This window comes from Micromonospora sp. NPDC048170, assembly GCF_040652795.1.
Taxonomy (GTDB): Bacteria; Actinomycetota; Actinomycetes; order Mycobacteriales; family Micromonosporaceae; genus Micromonospora.
This window is the reverse complement of sequence record NZ_JBEZMR010000003.1, coordinates 194,763-215,594: the sequence shown is the minus strand read 5'-3', so window position 1 is coordinate 215,594 and position 20,832 is coordinate 194,763. Positions and strand designations below refer to the sequence as shown.

The following is a 20,832-nucleotide window of genomic DNA, read 5'->3' as shown; positions in this document are numbered from 1 at the left end:
CGGGGGGTCGTGGCTGGTGGTGTTGTACTCGTCCACCGGGGCGCCCGGGCGGTGGGTGCCGACGCCCCCCCCCTCCCCGTGGTGGATGGTCAGTCGCGTTCGATCTGGTGGCCGATGACGGTGGGGCCCAGCATCACGGCGAAGCCGGAGCCGTCACGGCGCGGATCCGCCGCCGGCAGCTCCACCGGCTCGCCGGTGGCGGTGGCGGCCACCGGGCGCGGCCCGACCCAGGCGACAGCCACGTCGGTCTCACCCTTGAGGAAGCGGTGGGCGCGCACCCCGCCGGTCGCCCGCCCCTTCGCCGGGTACGCCTGGAACGGCGTGACCTTCACCGTGGCACCCGTGGAGGTGACCACCATCGGCTCGCCGTGGCCCGGATCGTCGGTGCGGACCGCGCCGAAGAACACCACCCGGGCGTCGGCGGACAGGTTGATGCCCGACATGCCGCCGCCCTTGACTCCCTGCGGCCGGACCACTCCGGCGGAGAAGCGCAGCAGTGACGCCTCCGAGGTGACGAAGGTGAGCGTCTCCGCGCCGTCGGTGAGCCAGGTCGCCCCGACCACCTCGTCGCCCTCCCGCAGCGCGATCACCTCGAACTCGTCGGAGCGGACGGGCCACTCCGGCGCGCAGATCTTGACCACGCCCTGCCGGGTGCCCAGCGCCAGCCCCGGGGAGCCCTCGGCCGTCGGCCCGAGCGGCGCCAACCCGACCACGGTCTCCCCCGACTCCAGCGGCACCAGCTCGGCGGCGGCCATCCCGCCGCGCAGCGACACCGTTCCCGCCTGCTCGGGCAGGACCGGCAGCGGCAGCACGTCGACCTTGAAGGCCCGGCCGGCGCTGGTCACCAACAGCACCCGGCCCCGGGCGGTGGAGTGCACCACGGCGCGTACGGCATCGTGCTTGACCCGGCCGTGCCGCCGGCGCCCCTCGGACGCCTCCTCCGACTCGGCCGCCGTCCGGGCGACCAGTCCGGTCGCGGACAGGATCACCTGGCACGGATCGTCGGCGACCTCCAGCGGACCGGCCGGCGCGGACGCGGCAAGCACCTCCTTGAGGTCCCCGTCGACGAGGGTGGTGCGGCGCGCCGCGCCGAACTGCTTCACCACCGCCGCCAACTCGTCGGAGACGACCTTCCTCAGCACCTTGGGGTCGTCGAGGATCGTGGAGAGCTCGGCGATCTCCTTGCGGAGCTTCTCCTGCTCGGCCTCCAGCTCGATCCGGTCGTACTTGGTCAGCCGGCGCAGCGGAGTGTCCAGGATGTAGGTGGCCTGGATGTCCGAGAGGCCGAACTGGCGCATCAGGCCGTCCTTGGCGGCCTGCGCGTCGTCGCTGCCCCGGATCAGCTTGACCACCTTGTCGATGTCGAGCAGGGCGATCAACAGGCCGTCGACCAGGTGCAGCCGCTCCTCCCGCTTGCGGCGGCGGTAGGAGCTGCGCCGGGTCACCACCTCGTAGCGGTGGGCCAGGAAGACCTCCAGCAGCGCCTTCAGCCCGAGGGTCTGCGGCTGCCCGTCGACCAGCACCAGGTTGTTGACGCCGAACGACTGCTCCAGCGGGGTGAGCCGGTAGAGGTCGGCGAGCAGCGCCTGCGGGTTGACCCCGACCTTGCACTCGATCACCAGGCGGGTGCCGTTCTCCCGGTCGGTGAGGTCCTTGACATCGGCGATGCCGGTGAGCCGCTTGGTCTTGTTGACCTCGTTGGTGATCGCGGCGATGACCTTCTCCGCGCCGACGCCGTACGGCAGCTCCACGACGGTGATCGCCTGCCGGCCCCGGCTCCCCTCCAGCGGGCCGATCTCGACCTTGCCCCGCATCCGGACCACGCCGCGCCCGGTCTCGTAGGCCCGACGCACCTCGTCGAGCCCGAGCAGCAGGCCACCGGTGGGCAGGTCCGGCCCGGGAACGAACTCCATGAGCCGGTCCAGCGTGGCGTCCGGGTGGTTGATCAGCCAACGGGCGGCGGAGACGACCTCACCGAGGTTGTGCGGGATCATGTTGGTCGCCATGCCGACCGCGATCCCGGACGCGCCGTTGACCAGCAGGTTGGGGAACGCGGCGGGCAGCACGGTGGGCTGGGTCAGCGAGCCGTCGTAGTTGGGCTCGACGTCGACCGTGTCCTCACCCAGCTCGCCGACGAGCAGCATCGCCTCCCGCGACATCCGGGCCTCGGTGTATCTCGCCGCTGCCGGTCCATCGTCCGGGCTTCCAAAATTTCCATGCCCGTCGATGAGTGGCACGTTCAGGGAGAAGCCCTGGGCCAGGCGGACCATCGCGTCGTAGATCGCGGTGTCGCCGTGCGGGTGATACTTGCCCATGCAGTTGTGGACCACATAGCCCTCAGCCACGAAGGCGTGCTCGTCGGACCCGACCTGGATGTCGTAGGTGGTGGCGGAAGCTACGGCCTCGACGGAGACGACTCGCAGGAACGACCGCCCGGTCAACGCCTCAAGCCGGCCAGCGAGGGGCGAGCCGATGCGCCGGAGCTTCCGGACCCAACCGTCCCGCTCCGCGCGCCAGAGTGGAAACGACCGCTCCGACAAAGGCACGCCGTTGCGATCCTTGCCGTACCGCACCTTGCTTCCGGGACCTGCCAGAGACGCCCGGAAGGCGTTTCCGTCCTCGTCGCGGAACCATCCGCCGCCCTGATGGGCGTTGGTGAACTCCTGCATCACCGGCCGACACGGCAGGCGGTCGTTGCCCTGCTTGCCTCCGTATCGATAGCCCAGCTCGACCATCCGCCGAAGGCCGTCGCCCTTGTAACCGATCCGCACCCAGGGCAGGAGCAGCTCGGCGACCACAGCGGCATCCCGACCGGTGACGGACAGGCCGAGAAGCCGGCGGTGGCCGTCGCGTCCGCTGTTCCAGTAGTGAGCGTGCACCCCCAGGTCGGCAAGCATGGAGTAGATCTGGCGCACCAGTACGTCGCTGGTGCTCACGAAGACCATTTCCCGGTAACGCTTGCGGATGTAGCCGTCACCATCGAAGAAGCCAGCGAGGAACGGCGCCCACGCGGAGCGGTCTTCGAGCACGTCGTCGGGCACGCGCTTCGCGTGACTGAGTGGCATGCCGGCCTCGAGCAGACCCTCGTGCCTTGCGAATGTGAGGATGTGCTGGTCGCGATGGTGGGGATTGCTTGCTTCGCGCTTACCTCGGGAGGCGTTCAATCCGTTCGCTATGGCCCATCCGTGGGCGACGTCGAGCGGTTCGACGTCGCACATGTGCAGCCGTACGCGACCATCCGCGTCACGAGACCGATCGACGGCGAAGCCTTCAGCCACCACGAGCCCACGGACATAGTCGTACAGGTCACCGCCCGATGCGGGTGCCGCCCAGCGGCGCGCCCCGTACGCGACAGTGAGATGGCCGGTCAGGTCCTGAGCTTCCACCCACCGGACAGCCAGGTCCTCATCCACCACGCGAAACCGCTGTCCGGGCGTCACGACCATGGTGTGGCCGTTGCTCCACGTGACCCGGACCAGGTTCGACTCCGGGTTCCGATAGACAGCGGTCACCGGGACGGCAACCCCGTCGCCGTCCCGCACGAGGTCACCGATGTCGACACCCTCGATCGGTCGCAGGCCCTCGGGCGTCGAGACCAGGGTCCCGGCGACGAAGCAGTCGCCGACGATGCGGGCGGACTTGACGTGCCCCCGGTCGGGGCGGTGCCCCTGCTCGTGCATCGACCAGAGGATGCGCCGGTGCACCGGTTTGAGGCCGTCGCGGGCGTCGGGCAGGGCCCGGGAGTGGATCACCGAGAAGGCGTACTCCAGGTAGGAGTCGGAGACCTCGGTGACCAGCGGGTTGTCGAAGACCCGCGCGCCGGCCTGGTCGAAGGCGGACAGGTCCACCTTGGCGCGGTCGTCCTTGCGGCGTGCCATCGTTCAGCTCACTTCCCGGCGAGTGGTGGCGGGTGCGGTCATGCGTCGATCGCCTCGCGGTCGACCCGGTCGGCGGAGTCGATCAGCCAGTTGCGGCGCGGCTCGACCTTCTCCCCCATCAACAGTTCGAGGATCCGCTCGGCGGCGTCGACGTCGTCGAGGGTGATCCGGCGGACCGCCCGGGTGGCCGGGTTCATCGTGGTCTCCCACAGCTCGTCGGCGTCCATCTCGCCGAGGCCCTTGAACCGCGGGATCGGGGTGACGATCTGCTTGCCGGCCTTCTCCAGCTTGCGGACCGTCGCCTCCATCTCCGCCTGCGTGTAGGTGTAGATGGTCTGCGGGTTGCGCCCCCTGGTGGTGATCTTGTGCAGGGGTGGCATCGCCGCGTAGAGCCGGCCGGCCTCGATCAGCGGTCGCATGTAGCGGGCGAAGAGCGTGATCAGCAGGGTGCGGATGTGCGCGCCGTCCACGTCGGCGTCCGCCATGATCAGCACCCGGCCGTAGCGCATCGCCGACAGGTCGAACGTGCGGCCGGAGCCGGAGCCGAGCACCTGCACGATCGCGGCACACTCGGCGTTGTCGAGCACCTGCTGGAGGCTGGCCTTCTGCACGTTGAGGATCTTGCCCCGGATCGGTAGGAGCGCCTGGTATTCGGCGGATCGGGCAAGTCGACCTGTCCCGAGGGCGCTGTCCCCCTCCACGATGAACAGTTCGCTGCGATCGATGCCAGCCGCGCGGCAGTCGACCAGCTTGGGCGGCATCGACGCGCCCTCCAGGGCGGTCTTGCGCCGGGCGGCGTCCTTCTGCTGCTTCTGGGTCAGCCGCACCCGGGCCGCGTCGACGATCTTTTGGAGGACCGTACGCGCCTCGGCCTTGGTCCTCCGGTCCTCCAGCCATGCCTTCAGGTGCTGCTCGACCAGCACCTGGACCACCTTGGTGATGCCGGCGGTCGAGAGCTCGTCCTTGGTCTGCGAGGTGAACTGCGGCTCCGGGATCCGGACGTGCACGACCGCGGTCATGCCCTCCAGGACGTCGTCCAGGGTGGGCGGGTCCTCCTTGGCCTTGAGCAGGCCACGGGTGTTGCGGACGGCGTCGGCGAGGGTACGTGCCAGGCCCCGCTCGAAGCCCTTGCGATGGGTGCCGCCGTGGGCGTTGCGGATGGTGTTGGTGAAGCACTCGACGGTGCGCTCGTAGCCGGTGCCCCAGCGGAAGGCCACCTCGATCTCGGCCCGACGCTGCACGTTGGACTGCATGACCCCGTTGGCGTCGGCGGCGTTCTCCCGGTAGGCGCCCTCGCCGGTGACCATCAGCATGCCGGAGACCGGCCGGTCGCCGGCCGGGGCGAGGAACTCCACCATGTCGGTCAGACCGTCGGGGTAGTGGAAGCGCTCCTCGGTCGGCTCCTCGCCGGTGTGGTCGCGCAACGTGTAGCTCACGCCCGGCACCAGGAACGCCGTGTTGCGCAGCTTCATCCGCACGGCGTCGACGTCCAGCGTGGCGCCGGTCTCGAAGTAGCGGTCGTCGCGCCACCAGCGGATCGAGGTGCCGGTGCGCTGGCCGCGCTTCATCGCGCCGACGACCTGGAGCCCGGGGCCGGGCGTGAACGCGGCGTCGGGGCCGTCGCCGTCGAAGATCCCCGGCACACCGTGCCGGAACGACATCGCGTGGACCTTGCCGCCCCGCCGGACGGTGACGTCGAACCGGCGGGATAGCGCGTTGACCGCCGAGGCGCCCACGCCGTGCAGACCGCCGGAGGTCTTGTAGCCGGAGCCGCCGAACTTGCCACCCGCGTGCAGTCGGGTGAGCACCAGCTCGACGCCGGAGATGCCGGACTTGGCGTGCACGTCGGTGGGAATGCCCCGCCCGTCGTCGTCGACCTGGACCGAGCCGTCGGCGTGCAGCGTCGCCTCGACCTTCGTCGCGTGGCCGGCGACGCCCTCGTCGGTCGAGTTGTCGAGGATCTCGTTGACGAGGTGACCCACGCCACGGCTGTCGGTGGAGCCGATGTACATGCCGGGCCGCTTGCGGACGGCGTCCAGCCCCTCGAGGTGCGTGAGGTCGTCGGCCCCGTACAGGGTCTCAGGCTCTGCGGTCAACTGGTCGTACTCCCAGGTCTCGGCGGTGTGGTGCCGCGTCCGACGTCATCGGTCGGCCCGCGCGCCGCAGCGAGCCTAACCGGGAGATGCGACAGGACGACGGCGCCCCGCAGCGGGGCGCGCCCCTCGTCGCGGCTCGGGCCGGGGTGGCATGGTCGCGCGTTCCGTCCGGTTCCGGCGCCTCGGCGCGCCGTGCCCGGTTTGCGAACGGGTCGGCTGCCGGCGGGTCCACCTGGACAACAACGGCACCGTGGCCGGCCTTCCCGGCGCGGCGCACGCGCCACGGCACGGGCTTTCCCCACGCGCCACGGCACGGGAGTTCTCCCCGCGCGCCGGATGGCCCGCGTCGTCGACCGCCGACCGTCGTCGCCGTCCGAACCCGAGATTCACGGACGGTCGGCCGCGTACCGGGTGGGGCGCGGCCGGCGTCGGCCCCGGCAGCCGGGTGAAGGCCGGTCGGCGCACCGGGACGGAAGTGTCCTCCATCGAAAGATCTTGTTACGGATCATTGACGTCCGTCGCATTGAAATGATGTGATCTCGCCCTCAGAGGATCTTTCATATTTCGATGGACAGATGGGGGACGTCATGTCCAGGTTCCGTCGTACCACTCTCGCTGCGGCGCTCGCCGTCGCCGCGGCCGCCCTGTCGACCGCCGTCGGGCTGCCGGCCCCGGCCTCGGCCGCCCCGCCCACCGCCGCCGTGGCGCTCGGCGACAGCTTCATCAGCGGTGAGGGCGCCGGGGCGTACACGCCGGTGGTCGACGCCAACGGGGCCGCCCAGGGCTTCCCGGGCTGGACCGCCCCGAACAACAACGCGTTCTTCTGCCACCGCTCGGCGAACGCGTCACTGCACCGGGCCAGCCTGCCGGGCATCCAGGACCGGTTCAACCTCGCCTGCTCCGGCGGCCAGCCGCACGACATCGCCACCGCCTCCTCGGCCCGCGCCAGCGGTCGTCAGGTGGCCGCCCAGCTCGACCAGCTCCGCGCGGTCGGCCGGACCCACGACATCGACCTGGTGCTGCTCGGGCTCGGCTCGAACAACAGCTCGTTCACCTTCGGGGACGTCGCGGTGAAGTGCGCCAACCGGTTCATCGCCGACGCCTGGACCGGCTGGTGGGAGTTCTGGGCCTACCTGGGCGGCCCGGTGGAGCAGAAGCCCTGCACCGACGCCGACCTGGCCACCGCCGCCCAGTGGAACGCCGCGACCGCGGAGACCACCTCGGCCGTACGCCAGCTCCTCACCACGCTGCGCGAGATCGACGCCGACGGTCAGCACCGGATCGTCTTCCAGGACTACACCAACCCGCTGCCGCTCGACCTCGCCCCCGGGTTCCACGAGGAGGACAGCCGGGACGACACCAGGGACAAGTTCCGCGCGCTGGGCGCCGAGCGGTACGCGGCCGGCTGCCCGATCCACCGGGCCAGCCTGTTGCCGGGGCACCGCTTCTCGCAGGGGCTGGGCACGCTGGTGAAGTCCACCCGGGACACCCTGGCCGCCGAGTTCCCGGGCGCGGACCTGGTCTACCTCAACGTGCAGCGGGCCTTCGACGGCGCCCGGCTCTGCGAGTCGGCGACCAGCCCGACCGGAGCCCTGGCCACCCCGATCCGGCTCCAGGACAACCCGCCGAACGGCGTCTTCGTCACCAGCCTCGCCGGCAAGGACAAGATCGCCATCCAGCGGATCGCGAACACCTGCGTGAGCTACTTCCAGACCTGCCAGGAGTCGTGGCACCCGAACGCCGCCGGCCACCAGGTGCTCGGGCAGTGCCTGACGGGCGCGGCCAGCACCGGTGCGCGGTCCGTGGCCTGCGTCCGCGCCGGGGACGGCTCGATCACGGTCTCCTGACCACGACCGCGTCCCGGAACCCCGCGCCACCCGGCGCGGGGTTCCTCGCGTCCGGAGGCGGGTGAACCCCGCCCGACGCCCGCCGCCAAGGGGCAGCCGGTCGTGAGCGGGCCGGCCGGGCCAGTCGCGGGCGGGCCGGGGCCAGTCGGACGGGTGCGGCGGGTCAGTCGCGGGCGGCCACGCCGAGCACGTGCGGGGCCGCGGGACTGGGCAGCGAGGTCTCGGGAAAGCGGAACCGCCCCAGCTCGGTGACGGTGAAGCCCGCGGCCCGGATCGCGGCCACCGTGTCGCGGCCCGTGTGGCAGCCGCCGCAGAGCAGCGGCCAGAGGGTCGCGTCGACCAGCCGCTGCGCGCGGCGCAGGCCCGGCGTCTGCGCGCGTACGTGCTCGAAGAAGCGCAACTGCCCGCCGGGCCGCAGCACCCGGCGGGCCTCGCGCAGCGCGGCGGCCTGGTCGGCCACCGAGCAGAGGACCAGGGACAGCACCACCGCGTCGGCCTCGCCGTCGGGCGCCGGCAGCGCCTCGGCGAGTCCGTCGACCACCTCCACCGGGACGGGCGCCCCGGCCGCCGCCTCCCGGGCCGCCGCCCGGAGCCGGGGTTCCGGCTCGACCGCGAGCACCCGCTCGACCGTGCCCGGGTAGTGCGCGAAGGTGCGACCGTTGCCGGCACCGACCTCGACGACCCGGCCCGCGAGGCCGGCGACGAGCCGCCGCCGGTAAGTGGCCGCGCCGGCGCGGTCCATCGCCACGCTCGCCCGCTGGAACACCCGGGCGAACACCGGGTGGGAGACCGCGCCACGGGACATCGTCACTCCTCAGACCGGATCGGGTACGGCTCCCCGGGGCGGCGGCGCGGCGGGCGCCGGCCGGGGGCGGGGCAGGCCGAGGGCGAGCAGCGCCGGGCCGGCGGGCCCGTCGACGAGCCCGCCGAGGGTCACCCCGTCCAGTACGGCGAGGAAGGCGTCCCGGGCCCGGCGCAGTTCGCCCCGCAGCCGGCAGGCCGCGCGCAGCGTGCAGGCCGGCTCGTCGCAGGACACCACCTCGTCGTCGCCCTCGAAGGCCCGCACCACCCGCCCGACCGTGACGTCCCCGCCGCCCTCGGCGAAGGCCACCCCGCCGGCGCGACCCCGGATGGTGACCAACACCCCGAGTCGCTGCAACCGCTGCACCACCTTCGCGACGTGGTTGCGGGGCAGGTCGAGCTGGTCGGACAGCTCGTCCACGGTCATCCGCCGCGGGCTCGCGGCGGCGAGCATGGCGATGCGCAGCGCCATGTCGGTGGACCGGTTGAGCTTCACGTTTCGACCCTAGCCAGCCCGGTCGACCCCGCACCACGGCCGACCGGGCCCGGAGTGTGATCCGGGCAACCCTCGACCCGGGACCTTCGGCCCTAAAGAGGTATTTCCAATACCTGTTTTGCTGGCGGGGCCCGAGCGGTTCAGCCCAGAAGGAGACAGTCGTGCTCTCGGAATCCTCAGCAGCAGTGGTGACGGCAACCCTGCCCGCCGTGCAGGCCCACGGTGAGGCCATCACCGGCCGGTTCTACCAGCGGATGTTCGACGCGCACCCCGAACTGCTCGACATCTTCAACCGCAGCAACCAGGCCACCGGCACCCAGAAGGCCGCCCTCGCGGCGGCCGTGGTCGCGTACGCGGAGCACCTGACCGGCGGCAGCAGCGCGCCGTGGGGCCCGATCCTCGACCGCATCGCGCACAAGCACGCCTCGCTGGGCATCACCGCCACCCAGTACACGATCGTCGGCCGGCACCTGCTCGCCGCCGTCGGCGAGGTGCTCGGCGACGCCGTCACCGGCGAGGTCGCGGCGGCCTGGGACGAGGTCTACTGGCTGCTGGCCTGCGAGCTGATCGCCCGGGAGGCCCGCCTCTACACCGTGGCCGGGCTGGCCGAGGGCGAGCCCGTCTGGCGGGGTTGGCGGGTCACCGGCCGGGCCACCGAGGCGCTGGACGTCGTGTCGTTCACCCTGGTCCCGGCCGACGGTGGCCCGGCACCCACCTTCGTCCCGGGCCAGTACACCTCGATCGCCGTCGATCTGGACGGCGGGCGTGGGCAACAGATCCGCCAGTACAGCCTCTCCGGCCGCCCGGGAGCCGACCACTGGCGCATCACCGTCAAGCGGGTACGCGGCATCGGCGACGCCCCCGACGGCGTGGTCTCCACGTTCCTGCACGAGCACGTGGGGGTCGGCGACACCCTCCGGCTCAGCCCGCCCTTCGGCGAGGTCAGCGCGGTCCCCGGGGAGGGCCCGCTGCTGCTGGTCAGCGCGGGCATCGGCCTGACCCCGGCGATGGCCGCGCTGGAGCACCTGGCCGCCACCGAGCCGCAGCGTCCGGTGGTGCTGGTGCACGCCGACCGGGCCGGCGCGGCGCACGCGTTCCGCGGCGAACTGCCGCGCCTGCACGCCGCGCTGCCCAACCTGCGCACCGCCCTCTGGTACGAGGACCTCACCGACGGCGAACTGGCCGGGGTGACCGCCGAGGTGGCCGCCGGCCGGGTCGACCCGGCGCTGATCCCGCTCACCCCCGACGCCCACGTGCACCTCTGCGGGCCGCTGCCGTTCATGAACGCGGTCCGGGGCGGCCTGCTGCGCCGGGGGGTGCCGGTGGAGCGGATCGCCTACGAGGTCTTCGGGCCGGGCATGCTGCGCGACGACCGCGCCTGACCGGCTGTCGCGGATTGGTGACGGGCGGTGGGACGGTTCGCCCCGCCGCCCGCCGGTGTCTCCACAGCGGACCTATCGCCCCGTCCGGACAACCGCGCGGGCGGCGGTTAGGAGGAAAGGTCGGGGGTAGGGACTCCTTCGGCGGGGTCCGGAGGCGGCGAGGAGACGCCCGGGATCGTCCGGTTCCCGCCGACCGGGCCGGCCGATGGAGGAAGCACATGCGTATCGCGATGATCTCGGAACACGCCAGTCCGCTCGCCGCCGGAGCGGCCGACGGTTCCGGCGGTCAGCACACGCACGTGGCGGAGCTCGCCGCCGCCCTGGTCGGCGAGGGGCACGACGTGCGCGTCTACACCCGCCGGGACTCCACCGCCCAGCCCGAATCCGTGGGCAGCCCGGACGGCTACCAGGTGTGCCACGTGCCGGCCGGTCCGGCCCTGCGGGTGCCGAGGGACGAGTTGCTGCCGCACATGGGCGAGTTCGGACGCTGGCTCGCCGGCCAGTGGCGCGACGGCGACTGGGCGCCGGATGTGGCGCACGCCCACTTCTGGACGAGCGGGCTGGCCACCCTGCACGCCGGTCGGCGTACCGGGGTGCCGGTGGTGCTGACGTACCACAGCCTCGGCTCCGTGAAGCGGCGGCCGCAGGGCGCCCGGGAGACCAGTCCACCGGGCCGGGCCGGCTACGAGCGGGCCCTGGGCCGGGCCGCCGACCGGGTCATCGTGCAGACCCAGGACGAGATCGGCGAACTGGTCCGCCTCGGCGTGCCCCGGTCCCGGATGGCGCTGGTCCCCGCCGGGGTCGACCAGGAGCTGTTCCGTCCCGACGGGCCCGTCGCCCCTCGCGACCCGGCCCGCCCCCGAATCATCACCGTCGGCCGGCTGGTGGAGCGCAAGGGCATCCAGGACGTCATCCGGGCCCTGCCGGCCGTGCCGGACGCCGAGTGCGTGGTCGTCGGCGGCCCGCCGGCGGAACTGCTGCCCGCCGACGGCTTCGCCCGCCGGCTGCGGGCGCTCGCCGAGTCCTGCGGGATCGCCGACCGGGTGAAGCTGCTCGGCGGGCTGCCCCGGGCGGAGCTGGGCCGCTGGTACCGCTCGGCGGACCTGCTGGTGGCCGCCCCCTGGTACGAACCGTTCGGGCTCACCCCGCTGGAGGGGATGGCGTGCGGGGTGCCGGTGGTCGGCACGAACGTCGGCGGGATCGCGGACACCGTGGTCAACGGCCTGACCGGCGACCTCGTGCCACCCCGCGACCCCCGTGCCCTCGGCACCGCCGTCCGCCGGCTGCTCGCCGACAAGGTGCGTCGCTTCGCGTACGCGACGGCGGCGCTGGACCGGATCCGCAACCGGTACTCGTGGAAGCGCTGTGCCGAGCAGCTGAGCACGGTCTATGCCACGGTCAGCACCGTCGGCCGTCCCGCTCCGGCGGTGGCGTGACACGGCCCGGGCCGATGGCCGGCGGCGGCGGGTGACGCGCACCACCCCACGGTTACCCGCCGGTAGCCTCGGGTCGTAGCCTGGGGCGATGAACGCGACGGGGGAATACCGGCAGGAGTTCGTCGAGGTCGACGGGGCCCGCATCGGCCTACAGGTGTGTCCCGAGCCGGACGGCGTCGACGACGCACCGCTGGTGCTGGTCACGCCCGCGATGGGCGTCCGGGCGCGCTACTACCGCCCGTTCGCCGCCGAGCTGCGTGCCGCCGGCCTGGCCGTGGCGGTGGCCGACCTGCGCGGCACCGGGGAGAGCACCCCGAAGCCGAGCCGCGCCTGCCGGTACGGCTACCCGGAACTGGCCGCCGACGTGGGCGCCACGCTGGCGGCGCTCAAGGCCCGGCGGGACGGGCGGAAGACCGTGCTGCTCGGGCACTCCCTCGGCGGGCAGGCCGCGCTGCTGCACCTCGCCGTGCACGGCGCGCACGACGTCGACGGGCTGGCGCTGGTCGCCGTCGGCGTGCCGTGGTGGCGCAGCTACCCGGGCCTGCGCGGGTACGGCGTCCTGCCGTACACCCAGGGGATCGCGGCGACGGCCCGGCTGCTCGGCGTCTGGCCGGGCTGGGGCTTCGGTGGCCGACAGGCGCGCGGGGTCATCCGGGACTGGGCCCACACGGCGCGGACCGGGCGCTTCCCGCACCTGGACGGGGTGGACGCCGAGGCGGCCGTGCGGGCGCTGCGCACCCCCGTGCTCGCGGTCAGCGTCGACGACGACCAGTACACCCCGCACGAGACGCTCGACCACCTGTGCGCGAAGCTGGCCGCGGCGCCCGTCGCCCGCGAGCGCTACACCGCGGCGCAGGCCGGCGCCCGGATGGACCACTTCACCTGGGTACGCGCGAGCACGCCGCTGGCGGCCCGGGTGGCCCGCTTCGCCGCCGACCTGCCGGCCCGCTGACCCGCCCCCCTCCCCGGGCGACGGCCCGCCGCCCGGGGAGGCGCGCTCACTCGTCGGCGTCGAGGGGCACCATCTCGCCCTCGAGTTCCACCCGGATCTCGCCGTGCTCGGCCGGCGGCGGCACCTCGGCGGTGGTCCTGCTCAGGTCGTTGTCCGGGTGTTTCAGCACCTGATCGGTCGAGGCGGTCTTCTCCCGGCTCTCCTCGGGCTGCGACATCCGCTTCCCCTCTCGCTCGGATCGTCCGTCCGGCGATCTACCCGCCACCGGCCCACCGACTCCCCCCGCCCCGTCCCGATCACCGGCCCACCGGCCCCCACGGACGGCTCCCGCCACCGGAATCCGCGTCTCCGCGCCGTTTCAGCAGGTGACGGGCGGGATTAGCCGACCGGGCGGCGGGTAAGCCGCACCGCCCGACACGGTGGAAGGGGATCAGATGTCCGAACGGCACACCGCACTGCGCTCGATGCACGATCTGGGACTGGCAGCCTGGTTCGGGGGCTCCCTCATGGGCGCCTTCGGCGTCAACGGCGCGGCGGCACAGATGAACGACTCCACCCAGCGGTTGCCGATGGCCTCGGCCGGCTGGGCCCGGTGGACCCCGGTGAACGCCGCGGCGATCGGTACCCACCTGGCGGGGGCCGTCGGGGAACTGGTGACGGAGAGCCCACGGGTGGCCGCCCAGTCGGGGGTGGCCCGGGCCAGCACGCTGAAGACGGCGTTGACGGTCAGCGCGCTGGCCGTGACGGGCTACAGCCGGCTGCTCGGCATGAAGCTGGAGAAGGCCGGCGGGCCGCCGGTCGAGGGCGTCACCGAGCCGAACTCGCACACGCCGTCGAACGTGGCGTCGTGCCAGCGGCAGATGCGGATGCTCCAGTGGGCGGTGCCGGCGCTGACCGGGGCGCTCATCGTGGTGACGGCGTACATGGGCGAGCAGCAGAAGCCCGGCGAGGTGTTCCGGGGGATGCTGGAGCGCGTACGCGGGGTGCGGCACGCGCCGAAGGGGATGGGCGCGCTCATGGCGATGGGCGCGGCCACGCAGAAGCGGATGGCGAAGTCCGGCAGCTGCTGACCGGGCGTACCAGCGAACGGGCGTCCCGCCGGCTCCTCGGCGGCGGGGCGCCACTGCGCGTGCCCCGACCGCCGGGGCCGTCGCCGCCTCTTCCCGCACCGGATCGCCGGGGTACCGGCGAGGCATGACCGGCCCGGGCGCGGGCATTCGGGGCCGGTACCGGCGGACCGACCAGCGAGGTGGCCATGACGGCAGGAGACGGACGCGGCGGGGACCGACGCACACCGGAGTCGGTCGCCCCATGGGTGACCAGGGACGGGCTGGACGCGGAGCCGCCGTGGGGCACCGGCGAGGACGACCCCATGGACGAGGGCAGCGAGGAGACCGCCGTGCCGCAGGGGCGGCGCGGGGAGCGGCGAGCCGGCGAGCCGGCGGAGGCGTCCGGCCCGACCGGGCGGCACGGCCTGGGCTCGGTCGAGACGACCCCCACACGGCCTGCGGGCCCCGGCGCGCCGCCGGACCCGGCGCCGGCCCGGCGGTCCTTCCCCGACGCCGCCGACGTCGAGGACCGGACGGAGGACGCGCTGCGCACCAGGGGGCGACGCTCCTGACCGGGCACGCCGGACGGCGCGGCCGGGACGAATCCCGCCCCGGGCGGTCAGGCGCCCCCTGCGGCGCGCAGCAGTCGGAGTTGACCGATCTCGGCCACGTTCTTCATCAACTCGGCGTTGACCCAGCCGAGCATGTCCGCCACCGTGTACCCGTCGTCCTGCGACGGGAACGACGCGGTGCCGTCGAGGTCGGCGTCGGTGAGGCGGTCGAGCTGGCCGAGCCACTCGGCGCGCAGGCCCCGCAGCCAGGCGACTGTCGGCTCGCCCGCGCCCGGCCAGCCGATGTCGGTGCGCTGCCGTGGGGGCCGTCCCTCGAGATGGTCCGAGGCCACCGTCCACCACCAGCCGATGTGCCACGACAACCAACCGATCGTCGGGACCGGAATCGGGTCGGGTTCGGTGTCGGCCCAGTCGGGTGTCCAACCGCCGTCGGGGCCGCGACGCACCGTCCAGCAGAGCGCGGACGGTTCCCAGAGGAAGTCCGCCGCCTCGATGCGTTCGAGGTGGTATTCGAACAGCGACCACGTCAGGTCGAACTGCCGGCGCAGGAGCGCACGGGTGGCTATCGGCATCCGGCGATGATGCCGCAGCCCGACGGCCCCGGTCGACGGAATTTGCCCCCGGACGGTCCACGGGGACGCCCCGAACCGGGCAGCGGCCCCGAGGATCCGTGCGGGTGGGGCACCGGGGGTCAGGAGGGCGAGGCGGCTCCCGCCCGTACCGCCCGGTTCCGTCCCGCCGGTCGTACGTCCAGCAGCTCCGCGAGCCGGGCGGCGTCGCGCTGGGCCTGGTCGTCGCAGCAGTTGTTGAACAGCACGTGCAGTTCCCCCGCCTGCCCGGCCAGCTCGACGAGCAGCTCCGACCAGCGGCGGAGTTCCTCGTCGCCGTACGCGTAGCGGAACTTCTCCTGCTTGTCCCCGGTCTCCCAGGCGGCGCTGTGCCCGTGGAACCGGACGATCGCCAGCTCCGCCGTGGCGAAGAGGATGGGCGGCACCGACGACGGATGCCCCTGCGGCATGTCGACGCAGACGAACGACAGCTCGCGCTCCCGCAGGAACGCGAGCGTCTCCACCGCCGCCGGGCCGTCGAACCAGGACCCGTGGCGTAGCTCGACGGCGACCCGCCACGGTCGGCACCGCTCGGCCAGCTCGGCGATGCGTCGCTGGGCGGCGGCCCCACGGGCCAGCCACGGTGGAAGCTGGAGCAGCACCGCGCCGAGCCGGTCGGCCGCCGCGATCGGGGCCAGCGCCGCCCGGAACCGGTCCCACAGCTCGTCGTACGTGGCCGCCGGAAGGTCCCGCCGGCGGATCCGGGCCGGGCCGCCGGCCGGTCGCAGGTCGCGGGGCAGCGCCGCCACCGGTGTCGGGTGGCCGGTGAAGAGGCTGAACGCCTTGACGTCGAAGGTGAAGCCCTCGGGGGTGGCCTCGACCCAGCCCTGTGTCGTCTCGGGCACGGGCACCGCGTAGTAGGAGGTGTCCACCTCGACCAGGGGGAACCGCCCGGCATAGAAGTCGAGGCGGCCGGCCGGGGTGTTCGCCGCGCGCGGATACCAGCCCGAACGCAGCAGCATCCGGTCCGCCCAGGACGAGGTGCCCACCTTGATCACACCCATGTGTCCAGTGCACCGCGAACCGGACGGAACGGCAACCGCTGGCGGAGAGCGGGCACGCGGGTTCCGTTCCTGTCGGTGGCCGGCCCTGTTCCGGCTCGCGTCCGAAGGGCCCTGCCCGGCTTTGTGCCGGTCGGTCGTCACCCGGGCCCGTGTGACGACCCGGCGGCCCGTGGCGCTGAGGAACACGAGATGAAAGCACACCGGATGGACCAGGAGACCGTCGAGCGGATGCTCGGCGAGCCTGTCGTCGGCCCGCACGGCGGTCCGCGGCCCATCGCGTCGCTGTTGACGGCGCTCCGCGCCGCGCCCCGCTCCGGCGAGCTGGCCGGGGAGGAGGCGGCCGTACGGGCCTACCGGCTGGCCAGGGCCGGGAGCACTGCCGTGCTGCCGGGGTGCCGCCGCCCCGCCCTCGCGAGGTTCGGCGTCCGCGCCGCGCTGGTCGGTGCCGCCCTCACCCTCACCGGCGGAGCGGCCCTCGCCGCCACCGGGGGCACGCTGCCCCACCCGCTACGCCGTCCGGCGGACGCCACCGCCGCTCCCGCGCCCGCCCCCACCGTGCCCGCCCCCACCGTGGGCACCTCCCCCACGGTGACGCCCGACCCCCCGTCCACCTCGGGCGGGCCGGACGGTCGGGCCACGCCGGAAGCGGCCGTACGGCAGTGGTGCCGGGCGTACCGGGCGGACGTCGGCGACAGACCGGGCCGTTTCCCGCACGACGCCGCCTACGGCGGCCTGGTCCACGCCGCCGGCGGCCGGAAGGAGGTGCCCGGTTACTGCGAGCGGGTGCTGGCCGACGAGCCGAGGAGCCCACGCCCGCACGACGAGCCGTCCCGCCGACCGGGCACCCGTCCGACCGGCCGACCGGCGGCCGAGCCGACCGTCCGGCGTTCCGGGCAGCCCACGGTGTCGCCGTCGGCCACGACCGCTCGACCGTCCCCTCCCGGCCCCTCCCACGTCGCGCCAGCACACGGGCGTCCCACCGCCGTTCCGGCCGGCGGCGACGCGGGCTGACACCCGGCCGCCGTACCCGCTCGGCGATCCCGGCCCGCCCCGCCATCCGCACAGTCAGTGCAGCCGGCGTCGGGAACTGCGCTCCCTTGGACCCCGGTCCCGGCCGTACGCGTCGGCGAGCCCCCACCGGCCCGGGATGTCCAGCAGCTCCATCCGGCCGCTCCCCGGCGGCAGGGCCGGATCGACCAGCAGGTTTTCGCCGCACGGTTCGAGGCCGAGCAGGGTGGCCAACATCATCAGCAGCGCAGCGGAGGACCATGCCTGGGGGCGACCGGCGGCCGGAAGCTGGACCGGAAACGTGGTCAGCTGCCGCGGGTAGCCGGCGATCACCTCCGGCACCGAACCGCCGATCGTCCGCGCCACGTCGAGCACGCCGGCCGCGATCCGGGCCGCCTGCTCCTCGCGGCCGTAGCGGCGCAGCCCCGCGACGATCAGGGAGTTGTCCGACGGCCACACCGCCCCCACGTGCGAACCGAGCGGGTTGTACGGGCGCTGGCCGGCCGCGAGCGTCCGCACGCCCCACCCGGAGAAGAGCTCCGGGCCGACGAGGTGGTCGGCGACGGCGGCGGCCCGGTCGTCGTCGACGATTCCGCTCCAGAGCAGGTGCCCGATGTTGGACGTGAGCGTCTCGACCGGCGTGCCGTCGGGCTCCAGCGCCAACGCGTAGTGCCCCCGCTGCGGCAGCCAGAAGTCCCGGTTGAACCGCTGCCTCAGCTGCGCGGCCTGGTGTTCCAGTTGGTCCGCGTACGCCGGGTCGTCCCAGAACTCACGGGCCAGCCGGGCGCCGCGCCGCTTCGCGTCGTAGGCGTAGCCCTGGAGTTCGCACGTGGCGCGGGGCAGGCCGGCCTCGCGGCCGTCGCGATGGACGATCGCCCCCGGGGAGTCCTTCCAGCACTGGTTGACCGTGCCGTTTCGGGGGTCGCGGCACAGGTAGCGCAGGTATCCGTCACCGGTCAGGTCGCCGTACTCGTCGATCCAGTCCAGCGCCATCCGGGCCGGGTGACGCAGCTGCCGCACCAGCTCGGCGTCGCCCGACCAGCGTTCGTACTCGTCGAGCAGGATCACGAACAGGGGCGTGGTGTCGGCCGCGCCGTAGTAGAGCGCGCCCGGCTGCTCGCCGAACGCGGCGGCCTCGCCGTAGCGCAGCGCGGCCAGGATCTTTCCCGGCTCCTCGTCGTGCTCGTCGTCGAGCCGGCCGCCCTGGAGGAGGGCCAGCAGGCGCAGCGTCGGGGGTGCCAGCTCCGGGGTGAACGGCAGGGTCTGCAGACAACTGATCATCGCGTCCCGGCCGACCAACGTCATGGCCCACGGCAGGCCGCCCACCGGGACCGGGACGGTCGACGACAGCGGCTCGTAGCGCAGCGCGGCGAGGTCGCCGAGGCTGTCGCGGTACAGCGTGGTCAGGAAGTCGTCCTCGGCGACCAGTCGTGGCGCCCGGTCCAGCCAGTCCCGCAGTTCGTCGCGCATCCGCACGCGGACGTGCTGCTGGTAGGTCGTCAGGTCGGCCCGCATGTCGTGCCCGTGCTCGCCCAGGCCGACCATGGTCACGTACAGGCGGGTCTCCCACTGCCCGTTCGGCTCCACCCTGATCCGGAACGTCATGCCGTTGCGGTCGATCTCGGCCGGGGCGGTGCTGGAGACGACGACGTCGCGCCCGAACCGCTCCCGCCGGTAGCACAGCCTCAGCTCCCGCCGCGCCCTGTCGACGTCGATCGCGATGTCGCGGCGCCGGGGCTGACTGATCTCGGAGATGTCGGCGAAGTCGTTGCCGATCTCCATGCGGACGACGAGCTCCGCCGGCTGCGCCGAGTGGTTGAGCACGGTGAGCCGCTCGGTGAAGCTGTCGTCCAGGGAGCGGTGCCGGATCACCGAGACGTCGGCGTCGACGTAGTGGCTGGCCGTCCCGGGGACCAGGAAGAAACGGGTGTCGAAGTGTGACATGTCGTCCCGGGAGAGCGCCTTCAAGCGCTCGCCGTCCACGGTCAACACCCAGCGGGACAGGAACCGGGTGTCGAACGAGAAGAGCCCCACCGGCACCTGCGGGTCGGGCTCCATGTCCCCCTGCGCGTCACTGATCGCGAAGGCGTTGCCCGCCAGCACGTACACCCACTCCTGCTTCACCGGTGGGCGTCCTCTCCTCGGGCGGCCTCCCGCGGGTGCCGCGCGTCGGGCGGCCCGGGGAAGATGCGCCGCAGGAGCATGAACAGCCGGAAGTCGCCCCGCACGGTCAGTTCGTTGCGCATCAGCGCCGTGGCGGGGTGGATCCGCCCGGCGGCGATCCGGTCGAGGACCCGGCGGTCGGCGCGGACGACCAGGTCGGCGTCGTCGTCCGAGCGGGTCACCTCGACGTGCTGGTCGACGACCGTCAGATACCAGTGCTCGGTGCTGCCGACCTCCCGCACGTCGAGCCGCAGGGTGCCGTTCGTCGTCCCGGGCAGATCCGGGCGGCGGCCGGAGCCCAACCCCCGCAGGTACTCCGTCACCGACGCCGTCGTCGTCCCTCCCCACACCCCTGGCACGTTCTCAGCGACCCGGGTGAGACCGGTTCACCCGGACCGGGTGAACCGGAGGCCCGCCGACAGGCGTTTGACCTGCCGCTGAGCGGGCAGCCGACGGATGGAACCGGAAGCCGGAGAACAGGAGACGTCCCCATGCGCGCACTGCGGTTGCCGAACTGGAAGTCGGAACCCGAGCTGGTCGAGGTCGACGAGCCGACCCCGGGCCCGGGTCAGGTGGTGGTGAAGATCGGCGGCGCCGGCGCCTGCCACTCCGACCTGCACCTGATGCACGACTTCGAGACCGGCTCGGTGCCGTGGAACCCGCCGTTCACCCTCGGCCACGAGAACGCCGGCTGGGTGCACGCGCTCGGCGACGGGGTGACCGGGCTGACGGTGGGCCAGCCGGTGGCCGTGTACGGGCCGTGGGGCTGCGGCACCTGCGCCCGCTGCCGGGTGGGCGTCGACACCTACTGCGAGAACCTCGCCGCGGCGCCGGTGCCCGGCGGGGGCGGCGGCCTCGGCCTGGACGGTGGCATGGCCGAGTACATGCTGGTGCCGCAGGCCCGGCAGGTCGTGCCACTGCCCGACGGGCTCGACCCGGTGCTGGCGGCGCCGTTGACCGACGCGGGGCTCACCCCGTACCACGCGATCCGCCGTTCCTGGGCGAAGCTCGGCCCGACCAGCACCGCCGTGGTGATCGGCGTGGGCGGGCTGGGGCACGTCGGCGTGCAGATCCTCAAGGCCACCACCGCGGCGCAGGTGATCGCGGTGGACACCCGCGAGGAGGCGCTGAAGCTCGGCACGGAGTGCGGCGCGGACCTCACCATGCTCTCCGGCGAGGACACCGCCCAGGAGATCCGCCAGGCCACCGGCGGCCGGGGCGCCGACGTGATCCTGGACTTCGTCGGCGCCGACCCCACCCTCGCGCTCGGCGCCGCCGCCGCCCGCACCGTCGGCGACCTCACCATCGTGGGCATCGGTGGCGGTACGCTGCCGGTGAGCTTCTTCTCGGTGCCGTACGAGGTGAGCATCCAGACGACGTACTGGGGCAGCCGGCCGGAGCTCATCGAGGTGCTCGAACTGGGCGCCCGGGGCCTGGTCAAGCCGAAGACCAGCACCTTCTCACTGGAGGAGGCGGTCGTGGCGTACCGCAAGATGCGCGACGGCACGCTGGAGGGCCGGGCCGTCGTCGTGCCGTGACC

Annotated in this window: 17 protein-coding genes and 2 pseudogenes; 8 read left to right on the top strand and 11 right to left on the bottom strand. The window is 73.4% G+C overall.

Going from position 1 to position 20,832, the window contains the following annotated elements; translation table 11 throughout:
- Positions 1-89 precede the first annotated feature (89 nt).
- The 4 genes and pseudogenes from AB0D32_RS07510 to AB0D32_RS07495 all read right to left on the bottom strand — a co-directional run bounded on the left by AB0D32_RS07510 (position 90) and on the right by AB0D32_RS07495 (position 5,974).
- Entirely contained in the window at positions 90-2,669 is a 2,580-nt protein-coding gene (locus AB0D32_RS07510; RefSeq protein ID WP_357086537.1) for a DNA topoisomerase (ATP-hydrolyzing), read from the bottom strand.
- Between the two features lie 174 nt (positions 2,670-2,843).
- Positions 2,844-3,446: pseudogene (locus AB0D32_RS07505) on the bottom strand (LAGLIDADG family homing endonuclease); the annotation flags it as partial.
- 171 nt (positions 3,447-3,617) lie between these two features.
- Positions 3,618-3,878: pseudogene (locus AB0D32_RS07500) on the bottom strand (DNA gyrase subunit A); the annotation flags it as partial.
- A gap of 38 nt (positions 3,879-3,916) precedes the next feature.
- Positions 3,917-5,974: a DNA topoisomerase IV subunit B gene (locus AB0D32_RS07495; protein ID WP_357086116.1), complete on the bottom strand. Its 2,058-nt coding sequence runs from the start codon at positions 5,972-5,974 to the stop codon at positions 3,917-3,919.
- Between the two features lie 587 nt (positions 5,975-6,561).
- Between AB0D32_RS07495 and AB0D32_RS07490 the strand changes: the two genes are divergently transcribed.
- A complete protein-coding gene (locus AB0D32_RS07490) occupies positions 6,562-7,821 on the top strand; it encodes a hypothetical protein (RefSeq protein WP_357086114.1) in 1,260 nt (419 codons plus the stop codon).
- A 163-nt stretch (positions 7,822-7,984) separates the two neighbouring features.
- Here the strand turns inward: AB0D32_RS07490 and AB0D32_RS07485 are convergent, their stop codons facing one another.
- Entirely contained in the window at positions 7,985-8,626 is a 642-nt protein-coding gene (locus AB0D32_RS07485; RefSeq protein ID WP_357086112.1) for a class I SAM-dependent methyltransferase, read from the bottom strand.
- Between the two features lie 9 nt (positions 8,627-8,635).
- A complete protein-coding gene (locus AB0D32_RS07480; protein WP_357086110.1) occupies positions 8,636-9,118 on the bottom strand; it encodes an Rrf2 family transcriptional regulator in 483 nt (160 codons plus the stop codon).
- Between the two features lie 113 nt (positions 9,119-9,231).
- Here AB0D32_RS07480 and AB0D32_RS07475 point away from each other — a divergent pair, with 113 nt between their 5' ends.
- From AB0D32_RS07475 to AB0D32_RS07465, 3 genes are all read left to right on the top strand, one after another.
- The gene (locus AB0D32_RS07475; protein WP_357086535.1) at positions 9,232-10,500 is read left to right on the top strand and encodes a globin domain-containing protein; all 1,269 of its coding nucleotides are present in this window, start codon (positions 9,232-9,234) and stop codon (positions 10,498-10,500) included.
- 218 nt (positions 10,501-10,718) lie between these two features.
- Positions 10,719-11,936, top strand: coding sequence for a glycosyltransferase (locus tag AB0D32_RS07470; RefSeq protein ID WP_357086108.1), 1,218 nt, complete (start codon positions 10,719-10,721; stop codon positions 11,934-11,936).
- Between the two features lie 88 nt (positions 11,937-12,024).
- Complete coding sequence (locus AB0D32_RS07465) at positions 12,025-12,888, top strand: alpha/beta fold hydrolase (protein ID WP_357086106.1); 864 nt, start codon at positions 12,025-12,027, stop codon at positions 12,886-12,888.
- Between the two features lie 46 nt (positions 12,889-12,934).
- Here AB0D32_RS07465 and AB0D32_RS07460 read toward each other — a convergent pair whose 3' ends face one another.
- Positions 12,935-13,105 carry a hypothetical protein gene (locus tag AB0D32_RS07460; RefSeq protein ID WP_357086104.1) on the bottom strand — a complete coding sequence of 57 codons (171 nt, stop codon included), beginning with the start codon at positions 13,103-13,105 and terminating at the stop codon, positions 12,935-12,937.
- Positions 13,106-13,322: 217 nt separating this feature from the next.
- On the opposite strand from AB0D32_RS07460, the gene AB0D32_RS07455 reads away from it, so the two are divergent.
- Both AB0D32_RS07455 and AB0D32_RS07450 read left to right on the top strand, forming a co-directional pair.
- Entirely contained in the window at positions 13,323-13,958 is a 636-nt protein-coding gene (locus tag AB0D32_RS07455) for a hypothetical protein (protein ID WP_357086102.1), read from the top strand.
- 185 nt (positions 13,959-14,143) lie between these two features.
- Complete coding sequence (locus tag AB0D32_RS07450; RefSeq protein ID WP_357086100.1) at positions 14,144-14,509, top strand: hypothetical protein; 366 nt, start codon at positions 14,144-14,146, stop codon at positions 14,507-14,509.
- Between the two features lie 47 nt (positions 14,510-14,556).
- Here the strand turns inward: AB0D32_RS07450 and AB0D32_RS07445 are convergent, their stop codons facing one another.
- A complete protein-coding gene (locus AB0D32_RS07445) occupies positions 14,557-15,081 on the bottom strand; it encodes a DinB family protein (protein WP_357086097.1) in 525 nt (174 codons plus the stop codon).
- Positions 15,082-15,200: 119 nt separating this feature from the next.
- Positions 15,201-16,121: a DUF72 domain-containing protein gene (locus AB0D32_RS07440; protein WP_357086095.1), complete on the bottom strand. Its 921-nt coding sequence runs from the start codon at positions 16,119-16,121 to the stop codon at positions 15,201-15,203.
- A 189-nt stretch (positions 16,122-16,310) separates the two neighbouring features.
- Here AB0D32_RS07440 and AB0D32_RS07435 point away from each other — a divergent pair, with 189 nt between their 5' ends.
- A complete protein-coding gene (locus AB0D32_RS07435; protein WP_357086093.1) occupies positions 16,311-17,132 on the top strand; it encodes a hypothetical protein in 822 nt (273 codons plus the stop codon).
- A 54-nt stretch (positions 17,133-17,186) separates the two neighbouring features.
- Here AB0D32_RS07435 and AB0D32_RS07430 read toward each other — a convergent pair whose 3' ends face one another.
- Positions 17,187-19,253 carry a glycogen debranching N-terminal domain-containing protein gene (locus AB0D32_RS07430; protein WP_357086091.1) on the bottom strand — a complete coding sequence of 689 codons (2,067 nt, stop codon included), beginning with the start codon at positions 19,251-19,253 and terminating at the stop codon, positions 17,187-17,189.
- Positions 19,250-19,615 (bottom strand): SCP2 sterol-binding domain-containing protein, encoded by a 366-nt coding sequence (locus AB0D32_RS07425; protein ID WP_357086089.1) that lies wholly within the window; start codon positions 19,613-19,615, stop codon positions 19,250-19,252. The genes AB0D32_RS07430 and AB0D32_RS07425 overlap by 4 nt, the downstream gene beginning before the upstream one ends.
- A 168-nt stretch (positions 19,616-19,783) precedes the next feature.
- Between AB0D32_RS07425 and AB0D32_RS07420 the strand changes: the two genes are divergently transcribed.
- The gene (locus tag AB0D32_RS07420; RefSeq protein ID WP_357086087.1) at positions 19,784-20,830 is read left to right on the top strand and encodes an NAD(P)-dependent alcohol dehydrogenase; all 1,047 of its coding nucleotides are present in this window, start codon (positions 19,784-19,786) and stop codon (positions 20,828-20,830) included.
- The last annotated feature ends 2 nt before the right edge of the window (positions 20,831-20,832 follow it).

What these genes read in the sequence shown, in the direction of transcription:
- AB0D32_RS07510 (WP_357086537.1), bottom strand. Translation starts at nt 2,669, where the DNA reads ATGCAGGAGTTCACCAACGCCCATCAGGGCGGCGGATGGTTCCGCGAC.
- AB0D32_RS07490 (WP_357086114.1), top strand. Translation starts at nt 6,562, where the DNA reads ATGTCCAGGTTCCGTCGTACCACTCTCGCTGCGGCGCTCGCCGTCGCC.
- AB0D32_RS07485 (WP_357086112.1), bottom strand. Translation starts at nt 8,626, where the DNA reads ATGTCCCGTGGCGCGGTCTCCCACCCGGTGTTCGCCCGGGTGTTCCAG.
- AB0D32_RS07470 (WP_357086108.1), top strand. Translation starts at nt 10,719, where the DNA reads ATGCGTATCGCGATGATCTCGGAACACGCCAGTCCGCTCGCCGCCGGA.
- AB0D32_RS07465 (WP_357086106.1), top strand. Translation starts at nt 12,025, where the DNA reads ATGAACGCGACGGGGGAATACCGGCAGGAGTTCGTCGAGGTCGACGGG.
- AB0D32_RS07460 (WP_357086104.1), bottom strand. Translation starts at nt 13,105, where the DNA reads ATGTCGCAGCCCGAGGAGAGCCGGGAGAAGACCGCCTCGACCGATCAG.
- AB0D32_RS07455 (WP_357086102.1), top strand. Translation starts at nt 13,323, where the DNA reads ATGTCCGAACGGCACACCGCACTGCGCTCGATGCACGATCTGGGACTG.
- AB0D32_RS07450 (WP_357086100.1), top strand. Translation starts at nt 14,144, where the DNA reads ATGACGGCAGGAGACGGACGCGGCGGGGACCGACGCACACCGGAGTCG.
- AB0D32_RS07445 (WP_357086097.1), bottom strand. Translation starts at nt 15,081, where the DNA reads ATGCCGATAGCCACCCGTGCGCTCCTGCGCCGGCAGTTCGACCTGACG.
- AB0D32_RS07440 (WP_357086095.1), bottom strand. Translation starts at nt 16,121, where the DNA reads ATGGGTGTGATCAAGGTGGGCACCTCGTCCTGGGCGGACCGGATGCTG.
- AB0D32_RS07435 (WP_357086093.1), top strand. Translation starts at nt 16,311, where the DNA reads ATGAAAGCACACCGGATGGACCAGGAGACCGTCGAGCGGATGCTCGGC.
- AB0D32_RS07420 (WP_357086087.1), top strand. Translation starts at nt 19,784, where the DNA reads ATGCGCGCACTGCGGTTGCCGAACTGGAAGTCGGAACCCGAGCTGGTC.